19 protein-coding genes, 2 tRNA genes and 1 other annotated feature are annotated in these 20,936 nt (G+C 46.4%); of the genes, 9 read left to right on the top strand and 12 right to left on the bottom strand.

Going from position 1 to position 20,936, the window contains the following annotated elements; genetic code table 11:
* Positions 1-52 precede the first annotated feature (52 nt).
* The 8 genes from KIV40_RS20915 to KIV40_RS20880 form a co-directional block, all read right to left on the bottom strand.
* Complete coding sequence (locus tag KIV40_RS20915) at positions 53-1,312, bottom strand: dicarboxylate/amino acid:cation symporter (protein WP_285351124.1); 1,260 nt, start codon at positions 1,310-1,312, stop codon at positions 53-55.
* 336 nt (positions 1,313-1,648) lie between these two features.
* On the bottom strand, positions 1,649-2,455 hold the full coding sequence (gene trpA, locus KIV40_RS20910) for a tryptophan synthase subunit alpha (protein WP_038889959.1): 807 nt from the start codon (positions 2,453-2,455) through the stop codon (positions 1,649-1,651).
* Positions 2,455-3,645, bottom strand: a complete 1,191-nt coding sequence (gene trpB, locus KIV40_RS20905; RefSeq protein ID WP_285351121.1) for a tryptophan synthase subunit beta — start codon at positions 3,643-3,645, stop codon at positions 2,455-2,457. Before trpB ends, trpA begins: the two co-directional genes overlap by 1 nt.
* A gap of 64 nt (positions 3,646-3,709) precedes the next feature.
* Positions 3,710-5,149: a bifunctional indole-3-glycerol-phosphate synthase TrpC/phosphoribosylanthranilate isomerase TrpF gene (trpCF, locus tag KIV40_RS20900; protein WP_285351119.1), complete on the bottom strand. Its 1,440-nt coding sequence runs from the start codon at positions 5,147-5,149 to the stop codon at positions 3,710-3,712.
* Positions 5,150-5,162: 13 nt separating this feature from the next.
* Positions 5,163-6,173 (bottom strand): anthranilate phosphoribosyltransferase, encoded by a 1,011-nt coding sequence (gene trpD / locus KIV40_RS20895; RefSeq protein WP_050920451.1) that lies wholly within the window; start codon positions 6,171-6,173, stop codon positions 5,163-5,165.
* A 36-nt stretch (positions 6,174-6,209) separates the two neighbouring features.
* Positions 6,210-6,818, bottom strand: a complete 609-nt coding sequence (locus tag KIV40_RS20890) for an aminodeoxychorismate/anthranilate synthase component II (RefSeq protein WP_285351118.1) — start codon at positions 6,816-6,818, stop codon at positions 6,210-6,212.
* A 16-nt stretch (positions 6,819-6,834) separates the two neighbouring features.
* Positions 6,835-8,400, bottom strand: coding sequence for an anthranilate synthase component 1 (locus tag KIV40_RS20885; protein ID WP_285351117.1), 1,566 nt, complete (start codon positions 8,398-8,400; stop codon positions 6,835-6,837).
* A gap of 125 nt (positions 8,401-8,525) precedes the next feature.
* Positions 8,526-8,629 (bottom strand) — a sequence feature (Trp leader region).
* A complete protein-coding gene (locus tag KIV40_RS20880) occupies positions 8,576-8,701 on the bottom strand; it encodes a tryptophan operon leader peptide (protein WP_005431202.1) in 126 nt (41 codons plus the stop codon). (Overlaps the previous feature by 54 nt.)
* Positions 8,702-8,795: 94 nt before the next feature.
* On the opposite strand from KIV40_RS20880, the gene KIV40_RS20875 reads away from it, so the two are divergent.
* Both KIV40_RS20875 and KIV40_RS20870 read left to right on the top strand, forming a co-directional pair.
* The gene (locus tag KIV40_RS20875; protein WP_010649472.1) at positions 8,796-9,674 is read left to right on the top strand and encodes a PHP domain-containing protein; all 879 of its coding nucleotides are present in this window, start codon (positions 8,796-8,798) and stop codon (positions 9,672-9,674) included.
* A gap of 38 nt (positions 9,675-9,712) precedes the next feature.
* A complete protein-coding gene (locus KIV40_RS20870) occupies positions 9,713-10,333 on the top strand; it encodes an L-threonylcarbamoyladenylate synthase (RefSeq protein ID WP_005431206.1) in 621 nt (206 codons plus the stop codon).
* Positions 10,334-10,422: 89 nt separating this feature from the next.
* Here the strand turns inward: KIV40_RS20870 and KIV40_RS20865 are convergent, their stop codons facing one another.
* Positions 10,423-11,133, bottom strand: coding sequence for a calcium-binding protein (locus tag KIV40_RS20865; RefSeq protein WP_285351116.1), 711 nt, complete (start codon positions 11,131-11,133; stop codon positions 10,423-10,425).
* 345 nt (positions 11,134-11,478) lie between these two features.
* Here KIV40_RS20865 and rluB point away from each other — a divergent pair, with 345 nt between their 5' ends.
* Positions 11,479-12,417, top strand: a complete 939-nt coding sequence (gene rluB, locus KIV40_RS20860; protein ID WP_285351115.1) for a 23S rRNA pseudouridine(2605) synthase RluB — start codon at positions 11,479-11,481, stop codon at positions 12,415-12,417.
* Between the two features lie 166 nt (positions 12,418-12,583).
* Here the strand turns inward: rluB and KIV40_RS20855 are convergent, their stop codons facing one another.
* Both KIV40_RS20855 and yeiP read right to left on the bottom strand, forming a co-directional pair.
* Complete coding sequence (locus KIV40_RS20855) at positions 12,584-12,904, bottom strand: HI1450 family dsDNA-mimic protein (protein ID WP_005431208.1); 321 nt, start codon at positions 12,902-12,904, stop codon at positions 12,584-12,586.
* A gap of 2 nt (positions 12,905-12,906) precedes the next feature.
* Positions 12,907-13,473 (bottom strand): elongation factor P-like protein YeiP, encoded by a 567-nt coding sequence (gene yeiP, locus KIV40_RS20850; protein ID WP_005431209.1) that lies wholly within the window; start codon positions 13,471-13,473, stop codon positions 12,907-12,909.
* 187 nt (positions 13,474-13,660) lie between these two features.
* Between yeiP and KIV40_RS20845 the strand changes: the two genes are divergently transcribed.
* Positions 13,661-14,428 (top strand): nucleotidyltransferase domain-containing protein, encoded by a 768-nt coding sequence (locus KIV40_RS20845; protein WP_285351114.1) that lies wholly within the window; start codon positions 13,661-13,663, stop codon positions 14,426-14,428.
* 39 nt (positions 14,429-14,467) lie between these two features.
* On the opposite strand, the gene KIV40_RS20840 is transcribed toward KIV40_RS20845, so the two are convergent.
* Positions 14,468-16,831 carry a DNA polymerase II gene (locus KIV40_RS20840; RefSeq protein ID WP_285351111.1) on the bottom strand — a complete coding sequence of 788 codons (2,364 nt, stop codon included), beginning with the start codon at positions 16,829-16,831 and terminating at the stop codon, positions 14,468-14,470.
* Positions 16,832-17,263: 432 nt separating this feature from the next.
* Between KIV40_RS20840 and uvrY the strand changes: the two genes are divergently transcribed.
* The 5 genes from uvrY to KIV40_RS20815 all read left to right on the top strand — a co-directional run bounded on the left by uvrY (position 17,264) and on the right by KIV40_RS20815 (position 20,934).
* Positions 17,264-17,908: a UvrY/SirA/GacA family response regulator transcription factor gene (gene uvrY / locus KIV40_RS20835; protein WP_005434947.1), complete on the top strand. Its 645-nt coding sequence runs from the start codon at positions 17,264-17,266 to the stop codon at positions 17,906-17,908.
* A 1-nt stretch (position 17,909) separates the two neighbouring features.
* On the top strand, positions 17,910-19,742 hold the full coding sequence (uvrC, locus tag KIV40_RS20830; RefSeq protein ID WP_285351110.1) for an excinuclease ABC subunit UvrC: 1,833 nt from the start codon (positions 17,910-17,912) through the stop codon (positions 19,740-19,742).
* A 46-nt stretch (positions 19,743-19,788) separates the two neighbouring features.
* Entirely contained in the window at positions 19,789-20,346 is a 558-nt protein-coding gene (gene pgsA / locus KIV40_RS20825) for a CDP-diacylglycerol--glycerol-3-phosphate 3-phosphatidyltransferase (RefSeq protein ID WP_005530466.1), read from the top strand.
* Between the two features lie 401 nt (positions 20,347-20,747).
* Positions 20,748-20,821: transfer RNA gene (locus KIV40_RS20820), tRNA-Cys, on the top strand.
* A gap of 37 nt (positions 20,822-20,858) precedes the next feature.
* A tRNA-Gly gene (locus tag KIV40_RS20815) sits at positions 20,859-20,934 on the top strand.
* Positions 20,935-20,936: the final 2 nt, after the last annotated feature.

Raw genomic sequence — 20,936 nt, 5'->3', positions numbered from 1 at the left:
TAACTGATCGGAGTTAGCTCTTTTGAGCGGCTTGTTTAAAATGCGTTCAGGGTTAAGCTTCTTGCTTTTGAAGCTCAGCTTGTTGCGCTTTTTCTTCCACTAGAGCATCGACGATCACTGCACATGCTGCGTCACCGGTGATGTTTAGTGCGGTACGAATCATATCGAAGATACGGTCAAGAGCGAACAGTAGTGGTAGGCCTTCGATTGGAATACCAGCAGCAAGCAGTACTGCTACTACTAGGAATGAAGGACCAGGAACACCTGCTTGACCTACAGCGCCTAGTGTAGAAGTAACGATGATCGCGATGTACGCGCCCATGCCTAGGTCGATGTTGAACAGCTGAGCAAAGAAAATTGCTACTAGACCGTAGTAAATCGCGTTACCAGACATGTTGATGGTTGCGCCAAGCGGTAGAACAAATGATGCAGTCGAGTTCTTAACGCCAAGCTCTTTTTCACACGTATCCATCGTTACTGGCAGTGTCGCCATTGAAGACGCGGTAGACAGGGCAACGGCTTGCGGTTTCTTCATTGCTGACACGAACTTCTTCGCCGATGTCTTAGTGAAGATGTGTACCATCGCTGGGTAAACCACGAAACCGAACACAAGGATTGCAGCTACGTACACAACGAACAGTTTGAATACCACCATTAGCGCACCAAAACCAAACGTACCCACCGCTTCAGCCATCAGACCAAATACGCCAATAGGAGCAATGATCATCACTTTGTTGATCATCCAAACCATCGCGTCAACGATGCAGTTAACACCATTGATGATTGGCTCGCGGCGCGCTTTTTCTTGTTTTGAAATCGCAATACCGAAGAACATACAGAACACTAGGATCTGAAGAATATTTGCTTCATTAAGTGATTGGAAAACGTTGGTTGGGATCATACCAGTGATGGTCGCCCAGAAAGTAGGTAGCTCACCTTTTGAAGCGTATTCAGCCGAGAACATACCTTCAACGCCAGAAACGTCGATGCCCATGCCTGGTTTGAATACTTCACCCATGAACAGCGCAAGTGCTACTGCTAGGGCAGACGTTAGACCGAAGTAACCTAGGGTTACCAAGCCTACTTTTCCTGCAGATTGGCTGTTGCCAAGGCCTGCTGCGCCCGAGATAAGGGCTACCGCAACCAATGGGATCACGAGCATTTTAATCAGGTTGATAAAGATCGCACCAAGTGGCGCGAATACTGTCGCACTTTGACCCATGAAGGCACCAACGGCAGTACCCACGATCATTGCAATGACGACTTGCACGCCAATGTTGTTTAGCAAACTCTTTTGTCTTAACACTTCCATAACCTCTGTGCTAATAATGTGTAAAATCCTAAAATTACCCACCAATATAAAGTTGTTATTTGGATAATTGTTTCGCCTTGCTTTTTACACTTATCATTCACAATTAGCAATACAATTTCTGTACATACTTACCGTCTAATTGGAAATTCATTGATTGCTGATAGTTTTTTAATCAATAGCAAACGATTGCTATCGATTGTGGTGATATTTTGGTTGTCTGGCGTTTGAAAAATAGATGGTAAGAGAGGGAGGTTTTTAGGCGGGAATGTTAAAAAAAAGATCGATCCCTGATGGTTAATAAGGAATCGATCTCATATTTATCAAATTAGTGATACGTTATTTTTGTGTTGCAGCTTTCATTGCAGAAACGAATTCACCTAGCTTATCGAGCATGATTTGTGGTTGCTCGACGTTCGCTTCGATAATTTTTACCACGGCAGAACCAGAAATCGCACCAGCGGCACCAGATTCTAGAGCTTGTTTTACTTGTGCAGGCTCTGAAATACCAAAACCAAGCAGCGCTGGTGGTGCATTGAATTGATTCAGTTTATCTAACATGTGGTCAACAGGCATGTTTGCCTTGGTCTCAGCGCCAGTAACACCTGCGCGAGAAAGTAGGTAAGTGTAGCCGCCACCTAACTCTGATACTTGCTTCAGCGTTTCATCACTTGCCGTTGGTGGGGCAATGAAGATTGGGTGAATTCCAAACTTCTCTGCTGCTGCAACAAATTCTGAGCTCTCGTTGGTTGGTACGTCTGCGATCAAAACAGAATCGATGCCCGCTTTTGCACAACGCTCGTAGAAGTTTTCGATACCACGTGAGTACACAAGGTTCGCGTACATCAGAAGACCAATAGGTAACTCTGGGTATTTCGCTCGGATCTTACCAATCTGCTCGAAACAGATATCAGGTGTAGCACCAGAATCTAGAGCACGAATGTTCGCACCTTGGATAGTCGGGCCATCCGCAAGAGGATCTGAGAATGGAATACCGAGTTCTAAAGCATCAGCGCCTGACTCAACTAATGTTTCCATGATCTTGTAAGACTGCTCTGCGTTTGGATCGCAAACCGTTACGAACGGTACAAACGCGCCTTGGTTTTTCTCGTTTAGGCGCTCAAACATCTTTGCATAACGGCTCATTAGATCGCTCCTTTTTCTTCTAGGATGGCATGTACAGTGAAGATATCTTTATCACCACGACCTGATAGGTTCACAACTAATAATTGTTCTTTTTCTGGATTCTCACGAGCCATACGCAGTGCATGTGCCACAGCGTGAGAGGACTCTAGAGCTGGGATGATGCCTTCGTGACGCGCAATTTCTTGGAACGCCTCTAGCGCTTCATCGTCCGTTACGTTGTCGTATTCAGCGCGGCCGATTGCGTTCAGATGTGCGTGCTGTGGACCAACTGAAGGGAAATCAAGACCAGCAGAAACAGAGTATGATTCTTCAACCTGACCGTTTGGATCTTGCATCAGTGGCGCTTTCATACCAAAGAAGATACCCGTTTTACCATGTTTAAGTGGCGCGCCGTGTTGGTCGGTATCGATACCTTTACCTGCTGGCTCAACACCAATTAGGCGAACACTTTCTTCTTCGATGAAGTCAGCAAACATGCCGATAGCGTTTGAACCACCGCCCACACACGCGATAACGGCGTCAGGAAGACGACCTTCACGTGCCAAAATCTGATTCTTCGTTTCTTCACCAATCATGCGTTGGAAATCGCGCACGATGGTTGGGAATGGGTGAGGACCTGCCGCTGTGCCTAATAGGTAGTGCGTGTCTTCATAAGTTGCAGACCAGTCGCGTAATGCTTCGTTACATGCGTCTTTAAGTGTTGCTGAACCAGAGTGGACAGGAATAACTTCTGCACCCATGAGTTTCATACGGAATACGTTCGGGCTTTGACGCTCAACGTCTTTTGCACCCATGTAAACACGACACTTAAGGCCAAGCAGCGCACATGCTAGTGCGGTTGCAACACCGTGTTGACCTGCGCCAGTTTCAGCGATGATTTCGTTTTTGCCCATGCGTTTCGCAAGTAGCGCTTGCCCCAACACTTGGTTAGTCTTGTGGGCACCACCGTGAAGCAAGTCTTCACGTTTTAGGTACAGTTTGGTTTTCGTACCTTTAGTTAGGTTACGAGTTAGAGTTAAAGCCGTTGGGCGGCCCGCATACTCTTGCAGAAGCGTCATGAATTCGCTGCGGAATTGAGGGTCTTCTTGCGCGTCGATAAAAGCTTGCTCTAGTTGCTCCAGTGCCGGAACTAGAATTTGCGGAACGTACTGACCGCCGTATTCGCCAAAGTAGGCATTCAGTTTTGCCATCGTTATATTCCTTCTCGTATTTTTCGCTACGAATAGCTTTAAATTTTTTAGCTGATATCCAGCTTTAGTAGTTGCGAATGGCGCTGAATGCCGTGAGCAACTTCTGTGAATCTTTTTTGCCTGGTGCACTTTCTACACCAGAGTTTAAATCTAATCCCAAGCAACCTAGTGTCGCTGCTTGTTGAGCATTTTCTGGCGATAGTCCGCCCGCTAGCATAATTTGACTTGGGTCGCCGATCAGTGACCAGTCGAACGCTTGGCCGGTACCGCCAGTTTGAGTGCCTACTTGCGCATCTAATAGATGGCGGTCAATGTTGTCTGCAAGCAGTTCTGGCTTCGCATCTGTCACACCGTAAGCTTTCCAGATTTCAACACATGCTGGCAACTCTGCTTTTAGCTGGTTAACGTAAGCTTGGTCTTCTTGGCCGTGCAACTGCACCGCTTTCAAACCCAAAGAGGTCACGACAGAAGCAACAAAATCGATATCGTGGTTTTGGAACACGCCTACGTAGTTCAGTGGGGCACCGCTCATGGTTAAGCGAGCGCCTTCAAGATCAACGGCGCGCTTCGACTTCTCAACGAAAATCAGGCCACCAAATACTGCGCCAGATTGATATGCTTTTGCTGCGTCATCTGGATGCGTTAAGCCACACACTTTGTTTTCGCCTAACGTCACTTTGCGTACTGCAAGCTCTAAGTTGTCTTCCGCCATCAGCGAACTACCAATCAAGAAGCCGTCTGCGTATTCCGCTAAATCACGAACTTGTTGATGCGTATAAATGCCAGATTCTGAGATTACTGTTGCGTTAGGAGCCAGTTCGCGAATTGTCGGAGCCAGTTCTTTAGTACGATTCAAATCGGTACTTAGGTCGCGAAGGTTACGGTTATTGATGCCGATAACGCGAGCGCCTAGCTTAACGGCACGATGAAGCTCTTCTTCGTTGCTGACTTCGGTCAAGATACCCATGTTCAGGCTGTGTGCTGCTTCTTCTAGCGCTTTGTACTCTTCGTCATTTAGGACAGACAACATTAGCAAGACAGCATCAGCACTGTAATGACGTGCCAGGTAAACTTGGTAGGTGTCTACCATGAAGTCTTTGCACAGAACCGGTTGTTTGACTTGACCACGCACTTGAGGAAGAAAGTCAAAGTTACCTTGGAAGTACTTCTCGTCTGTTAGGACTGAAATTGCATCTGCATGGTTGTTGTATACCGATGCAATGTAATCCAAGTCGAAATGATCACGAATCAAACCTTTAGAAGGAGATGCCTTCTTAAATTCGGTAATGAATGCCGTCTTTTCGCCACTCAGAGCATCGTAGAAGCTGCGGTCCGATGGCAGCAAATCAGACTGAAATGTGCTTAGCGGTTGAGACACGTTACGGTCTGCTACCCACTGATATTTGTCGCGGACAATTTTCGCCAGTACTTCTGCCATTTCTGCTTCTTTCTTTGAAACGTGTTCAGACAGGTTGTCAGCTTGCTGAGTGTTGAAGTCAGTCATCTTCTTCAATTCCTTAAGCGTGTGCGGCAAGTTGTTGTACCAATTGGTACGCCTTGCCTGAATTCATTGCCTCAATCGCTTGTTGCGTGTTGGCTTTTAAATCTTCGTGGCCGAATAGGCGCATTAGCAGAGCAACGTTTACTGCCACTGCGCCCAATTGTGCGTCTGTACCTTTACCCGTCAGAATATTGGTAATGATCGCTTTGTTTTCTTCAGGATCGCCACCTTTGATCGCTTCTAGTGGGTGTGCTTCTAGACCGAAGTCTGCAGGCGTTAGTTTGTATTCTGTGATCTTACCGTCTTTGATTTCGGCAACGGTTGTTTCACCGTGAATCGCCACTTCATCCAAGCCACTACCGTGTACTACTGCTGCGCGCTTCATACCCATTTGTAGCATGGTTTCTGCGATAGGACGAACCAGTTCTTCACTGTAAACGCCCATCAATTCGATATTTGGACGAGCAGGGTTAATCAGTGGGCCAAGGATGTTAAAGATGGTGCGTGTTTTCATGGTTTGACGCACTGGCATCGCATGGCGCACACCACCGTGGTATTGAGGTGCAAATAGGAAAGCAACACCGATGTCGTCTACCGCTTTGCGCGTATCTTCTGCGCTCATAGCTAGGTTGATACCAAATGAATCAAGAAGGTCAGAAGAACCAGATTTGCTCGAAACACTGCGGTTACCGTGTTTCGCGACTTTTAGACCACATGCTGCAGCAACAAACGCCGCAGTGGTTGAAATGTTGATGGTGTTGTGACCGTCGCCACCCGTACCTACGATATCTGCGAAATCGTAATCTGGGCGAGGGAATGGATTTGCGTTTGCTAGCAGTGCTTTCGCCGCGCCCGCAATTTCATCTGGCGTTTCACCTTTGATTTTTAGTGCAGTCAGTGCTGATGCCATCAAAATTGGGTCTAGTTCACCACGGATAATAATGTCGAATAGCTGTTGGCTCTCTTCCTGAGTAAGCGATTCTTGCTCGTACAGTTTGGTGATAATAGGGGTGATGATTGCTTCCATATTTCCTCTCCTAAATTTCTTATGTGCCAGTGCTTTTTAAGCAGTGAGTGGGTTCGCTGAAGTTTGTTCTTCAAGTGCCCATTCAATGGCATTGGCCAACAGTGTTGCTCCGTAGGTCGTCATAATAGATTCCGGGTGGAACTGGAACCCGCAAACTTTATCTTCTTCATGTACAACAGACATTACCAAGTCATCCACTTCTGCTGTGATGGTTAGGCTCTCAGGAACCTTGGTCGCAACTAGCGAGTGGTAGCGCGCAATTGCAAGTGGTGATGGTAGGTTTTGGTAAATCGCATGGTTTTGGTGCTCCATCATAGAGACCTTTCCGTGAATGATTTCGCCCGCGCCAGCAACGGTGCCGCCGTACGCTTCAACAATCGCTTGGTGACCAAGACAAATGCCGATCATCGGCACTTTGCCTTTCATGCGTTGGATCAGCTCTGGCATTGAGCCTGCTTCTGAAGGAACACCAGGGCCTGGCGATAGCAGAACCACTGGGTTTTCAAGCTCGTTTACCGCTTGTTCGATGGTTTCTGCTGGGATGTTGTTTCGGTAAATCTTGACTGAGTGACCTAGCGAGCGGAACTGATCCACAAGGTTGTAGGTGAACGAGTCAAAGTTGTCGATAAAAATGATATTAGCCATCTCTGAACCCTATTCCTTATTTTGACTTATGCGCTGCTTGGATAGCATAGATTACCGCTTGTGCTTTACCGCGCGTTTCGTCTGCTTCCGCTTGCGGATCAGAGTCGAACACCACGCCAGCACCGGCTTGAACTTGAGCAATGCCGTTTTCTACGTAAGCTGAGCGAATGACGATACATGTGTCGAGTGTGCCTTCACCAGTTAGGTAACCAACCGCACCGCCGTAGCTACCGCGACGTGCGCCTTCCACATCACGAATCAACTGCATCGCACGAATCTTTGGTGCGCCAGTGAGCGTGCCCATGTTCATACAAGCTTGGTATGCGTGCAGCGCATCTAGGTCTTCACGCAGTTGACCAACCACACGAGATACCAAGTGCATTACGTGGCTGTAGCGGTCGACTTTTAGTAGGTCTGCTACGTGGCGAGTGCCAGCTTGAGCGATACGAGCGACGTCGTTACGTGCCAAGTCAACCAACATCATGTGTTCTGCGTTTTCTTTCATGTCTGTGCGCAGTTCAAGTTCGATGCGGCTATCTAGGTCAAAATCGATCTCGCCGTTAGGGCGCTTACCGCGGCGGCGAGTGCCTGCGATTGGGTAGATTTCAATTTGGTTAGTGTCGGTTTCGTACTTAAGCGCGCTTTCTGGTGATGCGCCAAACAAAGTAAACAGCTCGTCTTGCATGTAGAACATGTAAGGGCTCGGGTTACTTTGTTTGAGTTCTTTGTAGGCTGCTAATGGAGAAGGACAAGGGAGTGTAAATCGGCGAGACGGCACGACTTGGAACACATCGCCTTTCACTACGAACTCTTTTAAGTCACGAACGATTTGGCAGAAGTCGGAATCAGACACGCTTGGTTCTACCGTTACGTCGGCGATTTGCTCTGCACTTGGCAGCAGTTTTGGCGCTGCGCATTGAGCGCTGATTTCTGCGATGCGAGTTTCTAGCGTTGTTTTCTCTGATTCATCGACAAACAAAGTTGCTTGCAGTTGGCAAGATTCGGTTTGATGATCAACAACCAAAAGCGTTTCCGCTACATAGAAAACGTAATCTGGACACTGATTTGTTGCTTCCGCATTACCAAGCGGCTCGAAGTTTGCCACTAAGTCGTAGGCAAACAGACCACCAAGGAAAATCGCGTGCTTGTCTTGCTGTGAAATATCAAAACTATGCTGAACTAAACGCAGCGCATCGAAAGAAGAGGCTTCACGTAGACGAGAATCTTCATCTAGCGTGTCGCAAGGCTGGGTGAATTCCAAAGTCAGCGTTTCGCCAACGAACTCACTCTTAACCTCACCACGAATGTTCTGGTTTAAATGAGAAAGCAGGTTCTTACCATTGTTGGTCAATGCCTGCATGCTAACTGTGTGACCGAAACAAACGATGCGCACCGCAGAATCGACAATTAGCAGGGATTTTAAATCTTGCTTTGAGTCGATCTCAGCAGATTCCAGCAATAGGCTGTCAGTTTTGTTCTCACATAATGTGTGGAACAAGCGAGTCGGGTCTTGAGTATAAGGGACGGAAGCCGTTAGCACTTCAAGCTGTCCAAGTTTCTTAATTTCAATGGCCTTGTTCACAAGACCTCCTTATAGCTGTTTACATCTTCCTGCCGTACATAGTCGCATAAAGCAAACGTTCACCCAATCAAGTTTTGGTCAGATCCGATGAATGTTTAAGCAGTTGAATGTGAGATGGACGACAAAACAAAAAGCCCGCTGAGGTAGCGGGCTTTGTGACATTTAATTCTCTAAACTAGAAGTACACGTTTGCCCACCAAGAACTTGTCCAAGTGCGCCACCAAGCAAGGTCTGCAGAATTCATCTTATTCAGACGAACCGCAACTTTCGCTTTTTGGTTTTGGTTAAATTCTTGTAACATGGTGAGCCTTAATTATGTACTTCGTATTTGTGTACTAGTTAACTAGTGCAGAGATAAAAAGTCAACCCCAAAACAGCATTAAAACGACAAAAAGATGAGAATTGATTTACACAGCCACACCACCGCTTCAGATGGTCGCTTTGCACCACATGATTTAGTGGATAGGGCACTGAGTTTTGATATCGAGGTTTTGGCGATCACAGATCATGATACGGTTGACGGCTTAGCTCCGGCCAAGCAATACGTTGAAGAGAATAATCTCCCGATCAAAATCATCAACGGTATCGAGATTTCGACCGTTTGGCAAAACAAAGACATTCATATTGTAGGTTTGAACATTGACCCTAACAGCCCTGCGCTGGCGGAGTTAATTCAACAGCAAAAATCGCATCGTGTTGAGCGCGCAGCATTGATCGCCGAGCGCTTGCAGAAAGCCACCCGTGAAGGTGTATTAGAAGAAGTTCAGCAAATTGCAGGAGATGCGCCAATTACTCGCGCGCATTTCGCAAAGTGGTTGGTGGACAATGGTTACGCTAAGAACATGCAGATGGTGTTTAAGAAATTCCTGACGCGCTCTAACCCTGGTTATGTACCGCCGAATTGGTGCTCCATGAAAGAGGCGGTAGACGCTATCCATGCCGCTGGTGGCCAAGCAGTGCTAGCGCATCCGGGGCGTTACCAGCTCACTGCCAAGTGGGTAAAACGCCTGTTAGCGGCATTTGTTGAAGCGGGTGGGGATGCCATGGAAGTTGCGCAACCTCAACAAGCGCAACAAGAAAGACGCAACTTGGCGGATTATGCTATACAATACAAACTATTAGCTTCTCAAGGCAGCGACTTTCACTATCCATCACCGTGGATGGAATTGGGAAGAAACCTCTGGTTACCCGCGGGCGTAGAACCAGTTTGGAAAGATTGGGGTATTGATCCTTCGTTGAATAATGCTCAACAAGACCAAGTCGAGAACCCATAAAAATATAGAGCCGAGAGGTTCGATAATGAGGAATTACAATGAGCCAGTTTTTTTACGTTCATCCAGAAAACCCACAGGCTCGCTTGATCAATCAAGCAGTAGCAATCATTCGTAACGGCGGTGTGGTGGTGTACCCAACCGATTCAGGTTACGCACTAGGCTGTCAATTGGAGAACAAACAGGCGTTGGAACGAATCTGTCAGATCCGTCGTCTGGATGATAAACACAACTTTACTTTGTTGTGTCGTGATTTGTCGGAGCTTTCTCTGTATGCACGAGTGGATAACTCTGCATTCCGACTACTGAAAAACAATACTCCGGGTCCTTACACCTTCATCTTCAAAGGTACGAAAGAAGTGCCGCGTCGTTTGATGAACGCAAAACGTAAGACCATCGGTATCCGTGTTCCTGATAACCGCATTGCGCTGGACCTACTAGAAGCGCTTGGCGAGCCAATGATGTCTACGTCGCTTATTCTACCGGGCAGTGATGTGACGGAGTCAGACCCAGAGGATATCCGTGACAAACTAGAGCATGCCGTAGACGTGATTCTTAACGGCGGTTACCTAGGCGAGCAGCCAACCACGGTTATTGACTTCAGTGAAGGTGAATCCGTCGTTGCGCGTATTGGCTCTGGTGATCCAGCGCCATTTGAGTAACTCGGTTTACTCTTGATGAAATAAGAAAGGGAGGCTAATACGCCTCCCTTTGTCTTTTGAATCAATGTGTAGGTTTTTATATTCGCGTGTTATGCGAAGTCAAAGATGTCGATATTGTAGTGCTCAATGTAGTTCATGTAGCCAGCACCGATCCCTTTCAGGGTCACTTCTACATTAAACTCATCGCTGGAGAATACCGCCCATCCAAAGTCGTTGTAAGACAGCGTTAGGTCATCTGCTGAGTCTAAGAAGGTATCGCGAATGCCGTCATCGTTCGTATCAAGGCCCATATCAAACACCAACTTATCGTGACAAATGTTGAAGTCGAGTATCTCTGCTTTCACTTCGATGTCGTTTGATGATACCGGTTGGTCCGGAACGCCAATAGCAAGACGGTTTGTCATAACGAACGTGTCAGAGCCGCAACCGCCTACGATAACAGAGTTACCATCGCCAACCACAACAGTATCGTTACCCCAACCTGCGTTAATGAAGTTATTGCCAGAGTAATCGAAAATTATGTCGTCGCCACAACCACCAAATAGAGAGTCATTACCTAAACCACCCGACAAATAGTCATTGCCAGAACCTCCGGCAAGTAGGTCGTTACCTCTACCACCGAGTAGAGTGTCGTCACCCCAGCCACCGAAGACGTAATCGTCACCACCAAAGCCAACAAACTTATCGTCGCCGCCAAAGCCGATAAATACATCGCTTGTATCGGAGCCTTTTGTACCTGTCATGTTGTCATCTTCGGAGGTGCCAAATATCCAATTTAGGTCAAGATTTGTATGAGACATTTATTATTCCTTTTTCATCTGTTTAAGGGAGCTAGCAAGCTGTAGGGTTATCTTTCTTATAACCCTGACAATTTTATCAGGTAGGCCAGCGTTTTAGAGGCTCGCTACGACCCATAATAGTGCGGTTCTATTTGGGGAGTGTCTGGTACTAAGTGGGAGAGGGTGATGAGTTAAGTGTGAGTTTTTGGGCGTTATTTTGCTGCGACAATATGGACGATTTCACTTACATTAAAGTAGAGAATCCCGTATAATGACCGACCGAAAAATCCCAACAGGTTGGGTAACTTGCACAATGAAGACCAATCTTGGTCTCGACGTCTGTGAAGACGACACATAGGTAGATAAATGAGCGAAAAGTTACAAAAAGTATTAGCACGTGCTGGACACGGTTCTCGTCGTGAGATCGAATCGTTAATTAAATCTGGTCGCGTTAGCGTGAACGGAATCGTAGCTAAACTTGGTGAAAGACTGGAAGATGAGAACAGCGTAGTTCGTATCGATGGTCACGTTGTGTCTGCTAAGGCGCAAGAAGAAGTGATCTGTCGTGTTTTGGCTTACTACAAGCCAGAAGGTGAACTATGTACTCGTCACGACCCTGAAGGTCGTCGCACTGTTTTCGATCGCCTGCCAAAGATCCGTGGTTCTCGTTGGATTTCAGTTGGTCGTCTTGATGCAAACACATCAGGTCTACTGCTGTTTACAACAGATGGTGAACTGGCGAACCGCCTAATGCACCCAAGCCGTCAGGTTGAACGTGAATATCTTGTTCGTGTTTTCGGCGTAGTCACTGAACAAAAAGTGAAAAACTTGGTTCGTGGTGTTGAGCTTGAAGATGGCATGGCACGTTTCGAAGATGTGGTATATGCGGGTGGTGAAGGTATGAACCACACGTTTTATGTTGCTATTAACGAAGGTCGTAACCGTGAAGTTCGTCGTCTGTGGGAATCTCAAGACACGACGGTTAGCCGCCTAAAACGTGTTCGTTACGGTGACATCTATCTGGATAAGAAACTGCCTCGTGGTGGTTGGATGGAACTTGATCTGAAAGAAGTAAACTACCTACGTGAATTGGTAGAACTTCGTCCAGAAAAAGAAACCATGCTGGATCTGAACAAAGACAACACGTCACGTAAGCGTGAACGTGCTCGTAGCCAAAAAATCCGTCGCGCAGTTAAGCGTCACGAAGAGCGCGTAAATACACCGAAAGGTCGCAGCAACAACCCTTCTCGTCGTAAGCCGAAGAAGACTGCGGGTGACCAAGGTGCACGTAACAAGCATCGTTAATCGATAGCAAAAAATCAGAAAGGCTTGCCCACTCGGCAAGCCTTTTTCTTATCCAGCATTTTGTTCTCTGGCGTTATCGTGTTCTTCTCTTTTTATTACACGTAACTTATCGACATAAAAAAACACCAGCGCGAGGCTGGTGTTTTTGATCATGATAGGGAAAGCGTTAGTCGCGTTTCCAAAGCATATGACAGAACTTATGTTCTGGGTCTCGACTGATTAGCATACGAGCAAAAACGTCATCAAGTACGTCATTTTCCTCGTTTACTAAGCCGATTCGAACTTCTGCATACACTTCTTTGTCGATATCGAAGCCAACGTGTTCAACCCAGTCATCACCAGTTTCAACAAGTTCTGCGGCGCCACGATCTTCAAATTGCGCAGTAAACAGAATGACATCAGCTGGCTCTAGGTTGTCTGGAGCCATCTCAAGGAAGATGTCGTACGCAGCGTCGATAACGTCGTCGTAAGAAATCAAATCAGACATACTTATGCTCGGCTCATGTATTTACGTTCAGTCGTGTTGATGATTACACGGTCACCAGTCGCGATGTACTCAGGAACTTGGATTACAAGACCTGAAGCAAAGCGTGCTGGTTTAGTACGTGCAGATGCAGAAGCACCTTTGATTGAAGGGTCAGTTTCTTCGATCACTAGCTCAACAGAAGAAGGAAGCTCAATACCAACAGCAGAACCGTTGATTAGGATAAGGTGAATACCTTGAGTGTCTTCGTTGATGAACAAAAGCTCATCTTCAACTTCGTTGTGCTTGAATGTGTATTGTGAGTAGTCTTCGTTATCCATGAAGATATGCTCATCGCCGTCAGCGTATGAGTACACAACTGCACGTTTGTTCATTTCTACTGTTTCAACAACGTCATCTGACTTGTAACGCTCGTCTACACGTGCGCCAGTGTTTAGATCTGTACAACGCATTTTGTAGATTTTAGCGCCGCCACGACCGCCAGGAGTCGTTACTTCGATGTCTTTAACTAGAAGAGTTTTACCATTAGACTCGATTGCGAAGCCTTTTTTGATTTCACTTGCCTTTGGCATTGTATTTTCCTATTTACACTTATTAAGTAAAACTTGGTGATTATAGCGCTAAGTTGCTTGTCTGGCACCAAAATTCCACACAGTAATTTGCACCTCAATAAAGGGGTTATTTGGCTTGATTCAAATGCAAGGCTAGTGGATCATATAGCCCATCGTCCGTTAAAAGCCTGAGATCGCGTTTTCTTCAATGTCTCTTCCTGTTATCGATCCAAAACATCCTTTCCAACCAGAATTTGAACCTCTGCTCAGAGAAGTATTGGCGTGCCTCAAAGGTGGGCTTGGTTCTAACTTACATAGTGTTTATGTTTATGGGAGTGTGGCACGTAAGTCAGCTGTAGCGGGTAAATCGAACCTTGATTTGGTGGTGGTAACAAAATCAGGCTTTGAACATAACCGTGCGACGTTATTAAACACCATTAAATGGCGAGCACAGCAAGGGCACCCGCAGGTAAAAGGGGTAGCGATTCGTACTGCGCTGGTTAATGAAGTCGCCAACCTCGATAGTATCTTCACTTGGGGCTTTATGCTTAAGCATTGCTGTGTCTGTGTTTATGGTGATGATCTGGCGGATTGCTTTGGTGACTACGTGCCAAGCTGGGAAATTGCCAAGCACTGGAACATGGATGTCGAAGACTGGCTATCGGTGTATCGCACTAAGATAGTACAAGCACAAAGCATTGAAGAGCTGGTCAGTGCACAAGTGACTATCGCTAAGAAACTGCTCCGAGCGTCGTACTCTTTAGTCATGTATCGAGACAAACGTTGGTTTGATGACCCGCTTGAATGTGGGGAGCAATTCTTACGATACCACCCAGAAAAGCAGCTTGAGATAGAACGCCTTGGTATTTTGCTTTCTGGACGTGCAATTCCAAAACGTTCTGTGGTTGGGTTACTCGACGGTTTTGGTGATTGGTTGGTGACTCAGTATCAAAAGACCGAATTTCGCATTGGCTAATGCCAGCTAGCGTTAACTCCCTTCAACCTGGAATTTGATTTAGAACAGCCCCATCTGCGGCGCAGATAACTGCTCGAAGTCTGTACCAATAAACGGCAAAATCGCATCGGCCACTGGCTTCAACTGTTTATCAATATAGTGCTGGTAGTCGACAGGACTATTGCGGTATTCGTGTGGCTCTGGCCCGTTTACGGTAATCAAGTACTCGATTCGACCACGGTTTTGGTACTGCAATGGTCTGCCTAATTTAGCGTTGATGTCATCGGCTAAGCGCGCAGCACGTACTTGTGGCGGGATATTCTTTTGGTATTCGTGGAGTTTACGGCGCAAGCGCTTTTGATATACCAGCTGATCATCAAACTCACCATTATTGGTTTTTTCGACCATCTCTCGCACGTAATCACTTGGATCTTCGCCGTGGAAGATCATTTGGTACAAAGTATTTTGGAATCGCTGTGCCAGTGGTGTCCAGTCGGTGCGTGCACTTTCTAATCCTTTGAAGATAATGCGTTCTTGTTCGCCTTCACCAATCAAACCTGCGTAGCGTTTCTTAGAGCCCGTTTCCGCACCACGGATGGTTGGCATCAGGAACTTGCGATAATGGGTTTCGTATTCGAGTTCAAGAATCGAGTTGAGGTTGTACTCACTGCGCAGATGGTCATTCCACCATTGGTTGATGTAGTCGACCAGTTCATTACCAATTTTATCGGCATCTGCTTGGCTGTATGCGCCATTTAAAGACACAAAGGTTGAATCGGTGTCGCCATAGATCACTTGATAACCTTTGTCCTCAATCAGAACTTTGGTTTGCTTCATGATTTCGTGGCCACGCATAGTGATGCTCGAAGCAAGGCGGGTATCAAAGAAACGACAGCCAGAAGAACCAAGCACACCATAAAAAGAGTTCATGATGATTTTGATGGCTTGCGAGAACGCTTTTTCGTTGTTCTTCTTTGCGACATCGCGCGCTGCCCAGAGCTTTTCGATCATCTCTGGCAGAAAGTGTTTGCTACGATGGAACTGACCACCACGAAATCCCGGTACGGCTTCATTGTATGCTTTGCCGATTTCAAGCTGTAAGCCTTCGACTAAACCCATAGGATCGATCAAGAATGAGCGAATAATAGAAGGGTAAAGGCTCTTAAAATCGAGTACCAATACCGAGTCGTAAAGGTTTGGGATCGAGTCCATCACATAGCCGCCTGGGCTAGCTATCCAGTTTTCGGGATGGAGATTTGGCGCAACATAGCCAGCTCGGTGGATTTGCGGTAGATACAAATTAGTAAAAGCTGCTACTGAGCCCCCGACGCGATCCAGTTCCACACCCGTCAGGCGAGAGCGTTCGATTGCGAAGTCGAGTAGGTGAGTGTGGTCAAAAATCTTGTTGACCAACACACAGTCTTGCAAGTTGTATTTAGCGAGAGACGGCTTGTCTGAACGGTACATGCGATTGATTTCGTCCATTCGATCATGAACGTTATGAATCTCTTTACCTTCGCCTAGGAGTTCTTGTGAAACAGACTCAAGTGACCAAGAGCGGAAATGGTATGTCGCGGTTTTGAGCGTATCGATACCATCCAGCACCACACGACCAGGGATTGAGATAAAACCTTGTTGGCTTTGCGCGGAGCTGCGGAAGAAACTCGGTTGGTCAGCGCGGCCTAACATCAGCTTCATGTTGTGCCACTCAGCGCGCTTGTGTAGCAGGCGGAAATCGAAGTCGATCACGTTCCAGCCAACAATGACGTCTGGGTCGAACTGCTTGAACCAAGCGATCAAAGCATCGAGTAGTGCCTTTTCATCTTTCACCCATTGAATTGCTGTCTCTGCTGGTTCCGGCTCACCAATCATGATCACTCGTGAATCGACAGGGCTGTCTAAACCAATCGAATAGAGAATGCCTTTTTCTGAACATTCTAAATCTAAGGACACCACGTGTAGCTTCGGCTGGTATTCACCTGTACGGCACTTTGCATTTTGAATGCGTTGGAAGCCGTTTCGTGGCTGCTGGTTGCCGGTAAACTCCATGCTGCCTTTAATAAAACGTTCCATCAAATAGCGGTCGGCAAGACGCACGTCGCCTTCGAAATGAACGATGTCATGTTGCTTGAGCTCATCTTGTAGAGCGAACGCGTCTTTTGTCGTTTGCGTGTAACATGCAGCTAAAGGTGTTAGTTGAAAGTTCTTTAGCTCAAGCGCGCGAATGTCGACGGCAATGAGTTTAGAGTTGGCAAGTTGCTTGGTTTGTTCGATGTGCGCCTGTTCAATGAAGAAAACGGGCCTTTCTCCTTGAATCAACAATTGGGTGGGACCATTCTCGGTCGAAAGCCAAAGCTCAATCTGAGTTTGACCTTTGATGTCTCGGGCTTGGCGAGTGAGAAGGAAGCCTTGTTGGATATTCAATAGAGAAACCTTGTAAATCAATGAAGCACGTATTCTATCATTAAGAACTGTAAAAATAACCAGTAAAAGAGCGCTGCTGAATTTCACCGTTCAAGTGCGTGTCTTGAGGGTGTACAAAAGCGGAGATATCTCGCTTATGGAATAACCATTTATGGGTGATATTGCGTTTTGCTGAGCAAAGTGAAATCTAGTTGCTTGATTTATTGAAGTTTATGTTGTTAATTAGCTTGTCTTAAAAATCGGCTTTGCACGCAACACACTCAAATAATAGAGTGGTTTATGAATAAGTTCTTGCCAAACTTTGCGTTTAAGCACATATTCATAGAAAGCAATTTTTTGCCTAATGCGGTAGTATATAGGCACTCATACTGATATCCACATTGACATAAAGTTATGTGGGTGCAGAGCCAATAAAAGTGTGGAGATACAAGTTTGATAAATGTTTTCCTTGTAGATGATCACGAGCTGGTTCGCACAGGGATACGACGTATTATTGAAGACGTCCGTGGAATGAACGTAGCAGGAGAAGCTGACAGCGGTGAAGAAGCAGTAAAATGGTGTCGCAGTAATCATGCAGACGTCGTTTTAATGGATATGAACATGCCAGGAATTGGCGGCTTGGAAGCCACTAAAAAGATTCTTCGCGTGAATCCTGATGTAAAAATCATCGTATTAACCGTTCATACGGAAAATCCGTTCCCAACTAAAGTGATGCAGGCGGGTGCTTCTGGTTACCTAACCAAAGGTGCAGGCCCTGATGAAATGGTTAACGCAATTCGTGTGGTTAACAGTGGGCAGCGTTATATCTCGCCAGAGATTGCGCAGCAGATGGCATTGAGTCAATTCTCACCTGCCTCAGAAAACCCATTTAAAGACCTTTCTGAACGCGAACTGCAGATCATGATGATGATCACTAAAGGGCAGAAAGTAACGGATATTTCTGAACAACTGAATTTAAGTCCAAAAACAGTCAACAGCTACCGCTACCGTCTGTTTAGCAAATTGGACATCAATGGTGACGTTGAGTTAACACACTTAGCGATCCGCCACGGAATGCTGGACACCGAGACCCTTTAGTGTGAATCAACCCTTCGATTCGGCTTCCTTTCTCAAGACAGTAACTCATCAGCCCGGCGTGTACAGAATGTACAACGCCGAGGCTGTTGTCATTTATGTAGGCAAAGCCAAAGATCTCAAAAAGCGCCTCTCAAGCTACTTTCGCAAGAAAGTCGACAGTGAGAAGACCCGCGCTCTCGTAAGTAATATCGCTAAAATCGATGTCACGGTAACCCATACCGAGACGGAAGCGCTCATCCTTGAGCACAACTACATCAAGCAATATTTACCCAAATACAATGTACTTCTGCGTGATGACAAATCGTACCCTTACATTTTCATTAGCGGTCATAAACATCCGCGATTGTCTATGCATCGTGGTGCGAAAAAGCGCAAAGGTGAGTACTTTGGACCATACCCGGATTCTGGTGCGGTACGAGAAACTTTGCACCTTTTGCAGAAAACACTCCCTGTTCGTCAGTGTGAAGATACGGTTTATTCCAACCGTACTCGCCCTTGTTTGATGTACCAAATTGGTCGTTGTGCGGGTCCGTGCGTCAGCACGATTATTTCTGATGAAGAGTACGCCGAGCTGGTGGGTTTTGTGCGTTTGTTTTTGCAGGGCAAAGATAAGCAAGTACTTGAACAGCTAATTGAGAAGATGGAAGCGGCAAGCCAGCAACTTCGTTTTGAAGATGCCGCTAAGTTCCGTGACCAGATCCAAGCGATTCGACGCGTACAAGAACAACAGTACGTTTCAGAAGACAGTATGGACGATATGGACGTACTTGGTTTTGCCCAAGAGAACGGTATCGCATGTATCCATATCTTGATGATTCGTCAGGGCAAGGTGTTAGGCAGTCGCAGCCATTTTCCCAAGATCCCACAGAACACCAGTCAACAAGAAGTATTTGATAGCTTCCTTACTCAGTACTACCTGAGTCATAACGAGGCACGCACCATTCCGTCTCGTATTATCCTGAATCAAGAGCTGGGTGGTGACATCGAGCCGATTCAACAAGCCTTGAGTGAAGTGGCGGGGCGTAAGGTTCAGTTTCATACCTCACCGACAGGGTCGCGCGGTCGTTACCTTAAGTTATCCAATACCAATGCGTTGACGGCGATTACCACTAAGATCAATCACAAGATGACGATCAATCAGCGTTTCAAGGCACTGAGAGAAGTCTTGGGTATGGATAGTATCACTCGTATGGAGTGTTTCGATATTTCGCACACGATGGGCGAGAGTACCATTGCCTCGTGTGTGGTGTTCAACAGTGAAGGCCCAGTTAAGCAAGAGTATCGTCGTTACAACATCACAGGTATTACTGGCGGCGATGATTACGCTGCAATGGGACAAGCATTAGAGCGCCGTTATTCGAAGCAGCTAGATGTAGAGAAGATTCCTGACATTATCTTTATCGATGGTGGTAAAGGACAACTCAATCGAGCGCATGAGATTATTTCCCAATATTGGGGGGATTGGCCGAAGCGTCCAATCATGATTGGTATTGCCAAAGGCGTTACTCGGAAACCGGGACTTGAAACCTTAATTACCGTAGATGGTGAGGAATTTAACTTGCCAAGTGATGCGCCGGCATTGCACTTGATTCAGCACATCCGAGATGAGAGTCATAACCATGCAATTGCAGGGCACAGAGCGAAACGTGGCAAAACCCGTCGTACCAGTGCTTTAGAGGGGATTGAAGGCGTAGGACCGAAACGTCGTCAAGCCTTACTCAAATACACGGGTGGTTTGCAGGAATTGAAGCGTGCAAGTGTCGAAGAAATCGCCAAAGTACCGGGAATTAGTCACTCTTTGGCAGAAATTATTTTCCAAGCATTGAAACAATAAGGAAAATCCCGCAACATTAAGCCGCAATGTGTAAGAGAATAATAAAATGCGTTTGAATATCCCGAACATTCTATCTCTACTAAGACTGTTCTTAATCCCAGTTTTTGTGGTTGTTTTCTATCTACCTTACTCTTGGGCGCCTTTTGCAGCAGCAATGGTTTTCTGGGTTGCAGGTTTTACTGATTGGCTTGACGGCATGCTGGCTCGTAAGCTAGGTCAAACGTCTCGCTTTGGTGCTTTCATTGACCCTGTGGCAGATAAAGTACTGGTTGCAACGGCCCTGATTTTGATCACAGAGCACTATCACAGTATCTGGGTGACCATCCCCGCTGTGACCATGATAGCGCGCGAAATCATCATCTCTGCATTGCGTGAGTGGATGGCAGAAATCGGTAAGCGAGCCAGTGTGGCAGTTTCTTGGGTTGGCAAAGTAAAAACGGTCTCCCAAATGTTCGCACTCTGGGTTCTGATCTGGCGTTACGATGATTGGATGGTATGGCTTGGTTTTGGTGCTTTGTATGTTGCGACTTTCCTGACCTACTGGTCAATGGTTCAGTATCTAGCGGCGGCGAAAGACGATTTGCTTAATGAAGAGCATCACTAAAACAATCCAACGCAAATAGCATTTTAAGAAGCAGGCACGTAGCCTGCTTTTTTTATATATAATTCTCAAAGGGCGATAGGAGTGTGATCTAAGTCTTACTTTTAACTGCTCCATACTTTATTCAAGTCTGTTCCGCTGATTATCAGCACTTGAAATCAAGAATAACGCCTTGGAATGGGTAAGGGGGTTAGCCCAATATTCATGATAAACAAGTGTATTTCGGACATTCTCAGTATTAAAACTAATCAATTTACCGTCTTTCGCACAAATTCTGGTCAAACGATTTAAAAAAATAAAAATAGTGTTGACTCGATCGCTCGAATCCGTAGAATGCATCCCGTACCCAAGAGAGCACGGCTCGAAAAGGGTGGTGAAAAAGGTTAAACTTTCTTCACAAATGAGGCGCCTTGGCAGAGTGGCTATGCAGCGGATTGCAAATCCGTGGACCTCGGTTCGACTCCGGGAGGCGCCTCCATTATTCTTTTGAGAGTGAATGACTTTCAAGAATAAATGCGACACTAGCTCAGTTGGTAGAGCGCAACCTTGCCAAGGTTGAGGTCACGAGTTCGAACCTCGTGTGTCGCTCCAAA

This window comes from Vibrio sp. D173a, assembly GCF_030248475.1.
The sequence above is the reverse complement of the archived record's forward strand: the minus strand, read 5'-3'. Positions and strand labels throughout refer to the sequence as shown.

Excerpts from the sequence above, each read along its gene's own strand:
- KIV40_RS20915 (WP_285351124.1), bottom strand. The coding sequence starts at position 1,312 with ATGGAAGTGTTAAGACAAAAGAGTTTGCTAAACAACATTGGCGTGCAA.
- trpA (WP_038889959.1), bottom strand. The coding sequence starts at position 2,455 with ATGAGCCGTTATGCAAAGATGTTTGAGCGCCTAAACGAGAAAAACCAA.
- trpB (WP_285351121.1), bottom strand. The coding sequence starts at position 3,645 with ATGGCAAAACTGAATGCCTACTTTGGCGAATACGGCGGTCAGTACGTT.
- trpCF (WP_285351119.1), bottom strand. The coding sequence starts at position 5,149 with ATGACTGACTTCAACACTCAGCAAGCTGACAACCTGTCTGAACACGTT.
- trpD (WP_050920451.1), bottom strand. The coding sequence starts at position 6,173 with ATGGAAGCAATCATCACCCCTATTATCACCAAACTGTACGAGCAAGAA.
- KIV40_RS20890 (WP_285351118.1), bottom strand. The coding sequence starts at position 6,818 with ATGGCTAATATCATTTTTATCGACAACTTTGACTCGTTCACCTACAAC.
- KIV40_RS20880 (WP_005431202.1), bottom strand. The coding sequence starts at position 8,701 with ATGTTACAAGAATTTAACCAAAACCAAAAAGCGAAAGTTGCGGTTCGT.
- KIV40_RS20875 (WP_010649472.1), top strand. The coding sequence starts at position 8,796 with ATGAGAATTGATTTACACAGCCACACCACCGCTTCAGATGGTCGCTTT.
- KIV40_RS20870 (WP_005431206.1), top strand. The coding sequence starts at position 9,713 with ATGAGCCAGTTTTTTTACGTTCATCCAGAAAACCCACAGGCTCGCTTG.
- KIV40_RS20865 (WP_285351116.1), bottom strand. The coding sequence starts at position 11,133 with ATGTCTCATACAAATCTTGACCTAAATTGGATATTTGGCACCTCCGAA.
- rluB (WP_285351115.1), top strand. The coding sequence starts at position 11,479 with ATGAGCGAAAAGTTACAAAAAGTATTAGCACGTGCTGGACACGGTTCT.
- KIV40_RS20855 (WP_005431208.1), bottom strand. The coding sequence starts at position 12,904 with ATGTCTGATTTGATTTCTTACGACGACGTTATCGACGCTGCGTACGAC.
- yeiP (WP_005431209.1), bottom strand. The coding sequence starts at position 13,473 with ATGCCAAAGGCAAGTGAAATCAAAAAAGGCTTCGCAATCGAGTCTAAT.
- KIV40_RS20845 (WP_285351114.1), top strand. The coding sequence starts at position 13,661 with ATGTCTCTTCCTGTTATCGATCCAAAACATCCTTTCCAACCAGAATTT.
- pgsA (WP_005530466.1), top strand. The coding sequence starts at position 19,789 with ATGCGTTTGAATATCCCGAACATTCTATCTCTACTAAGACTGTTCTTA.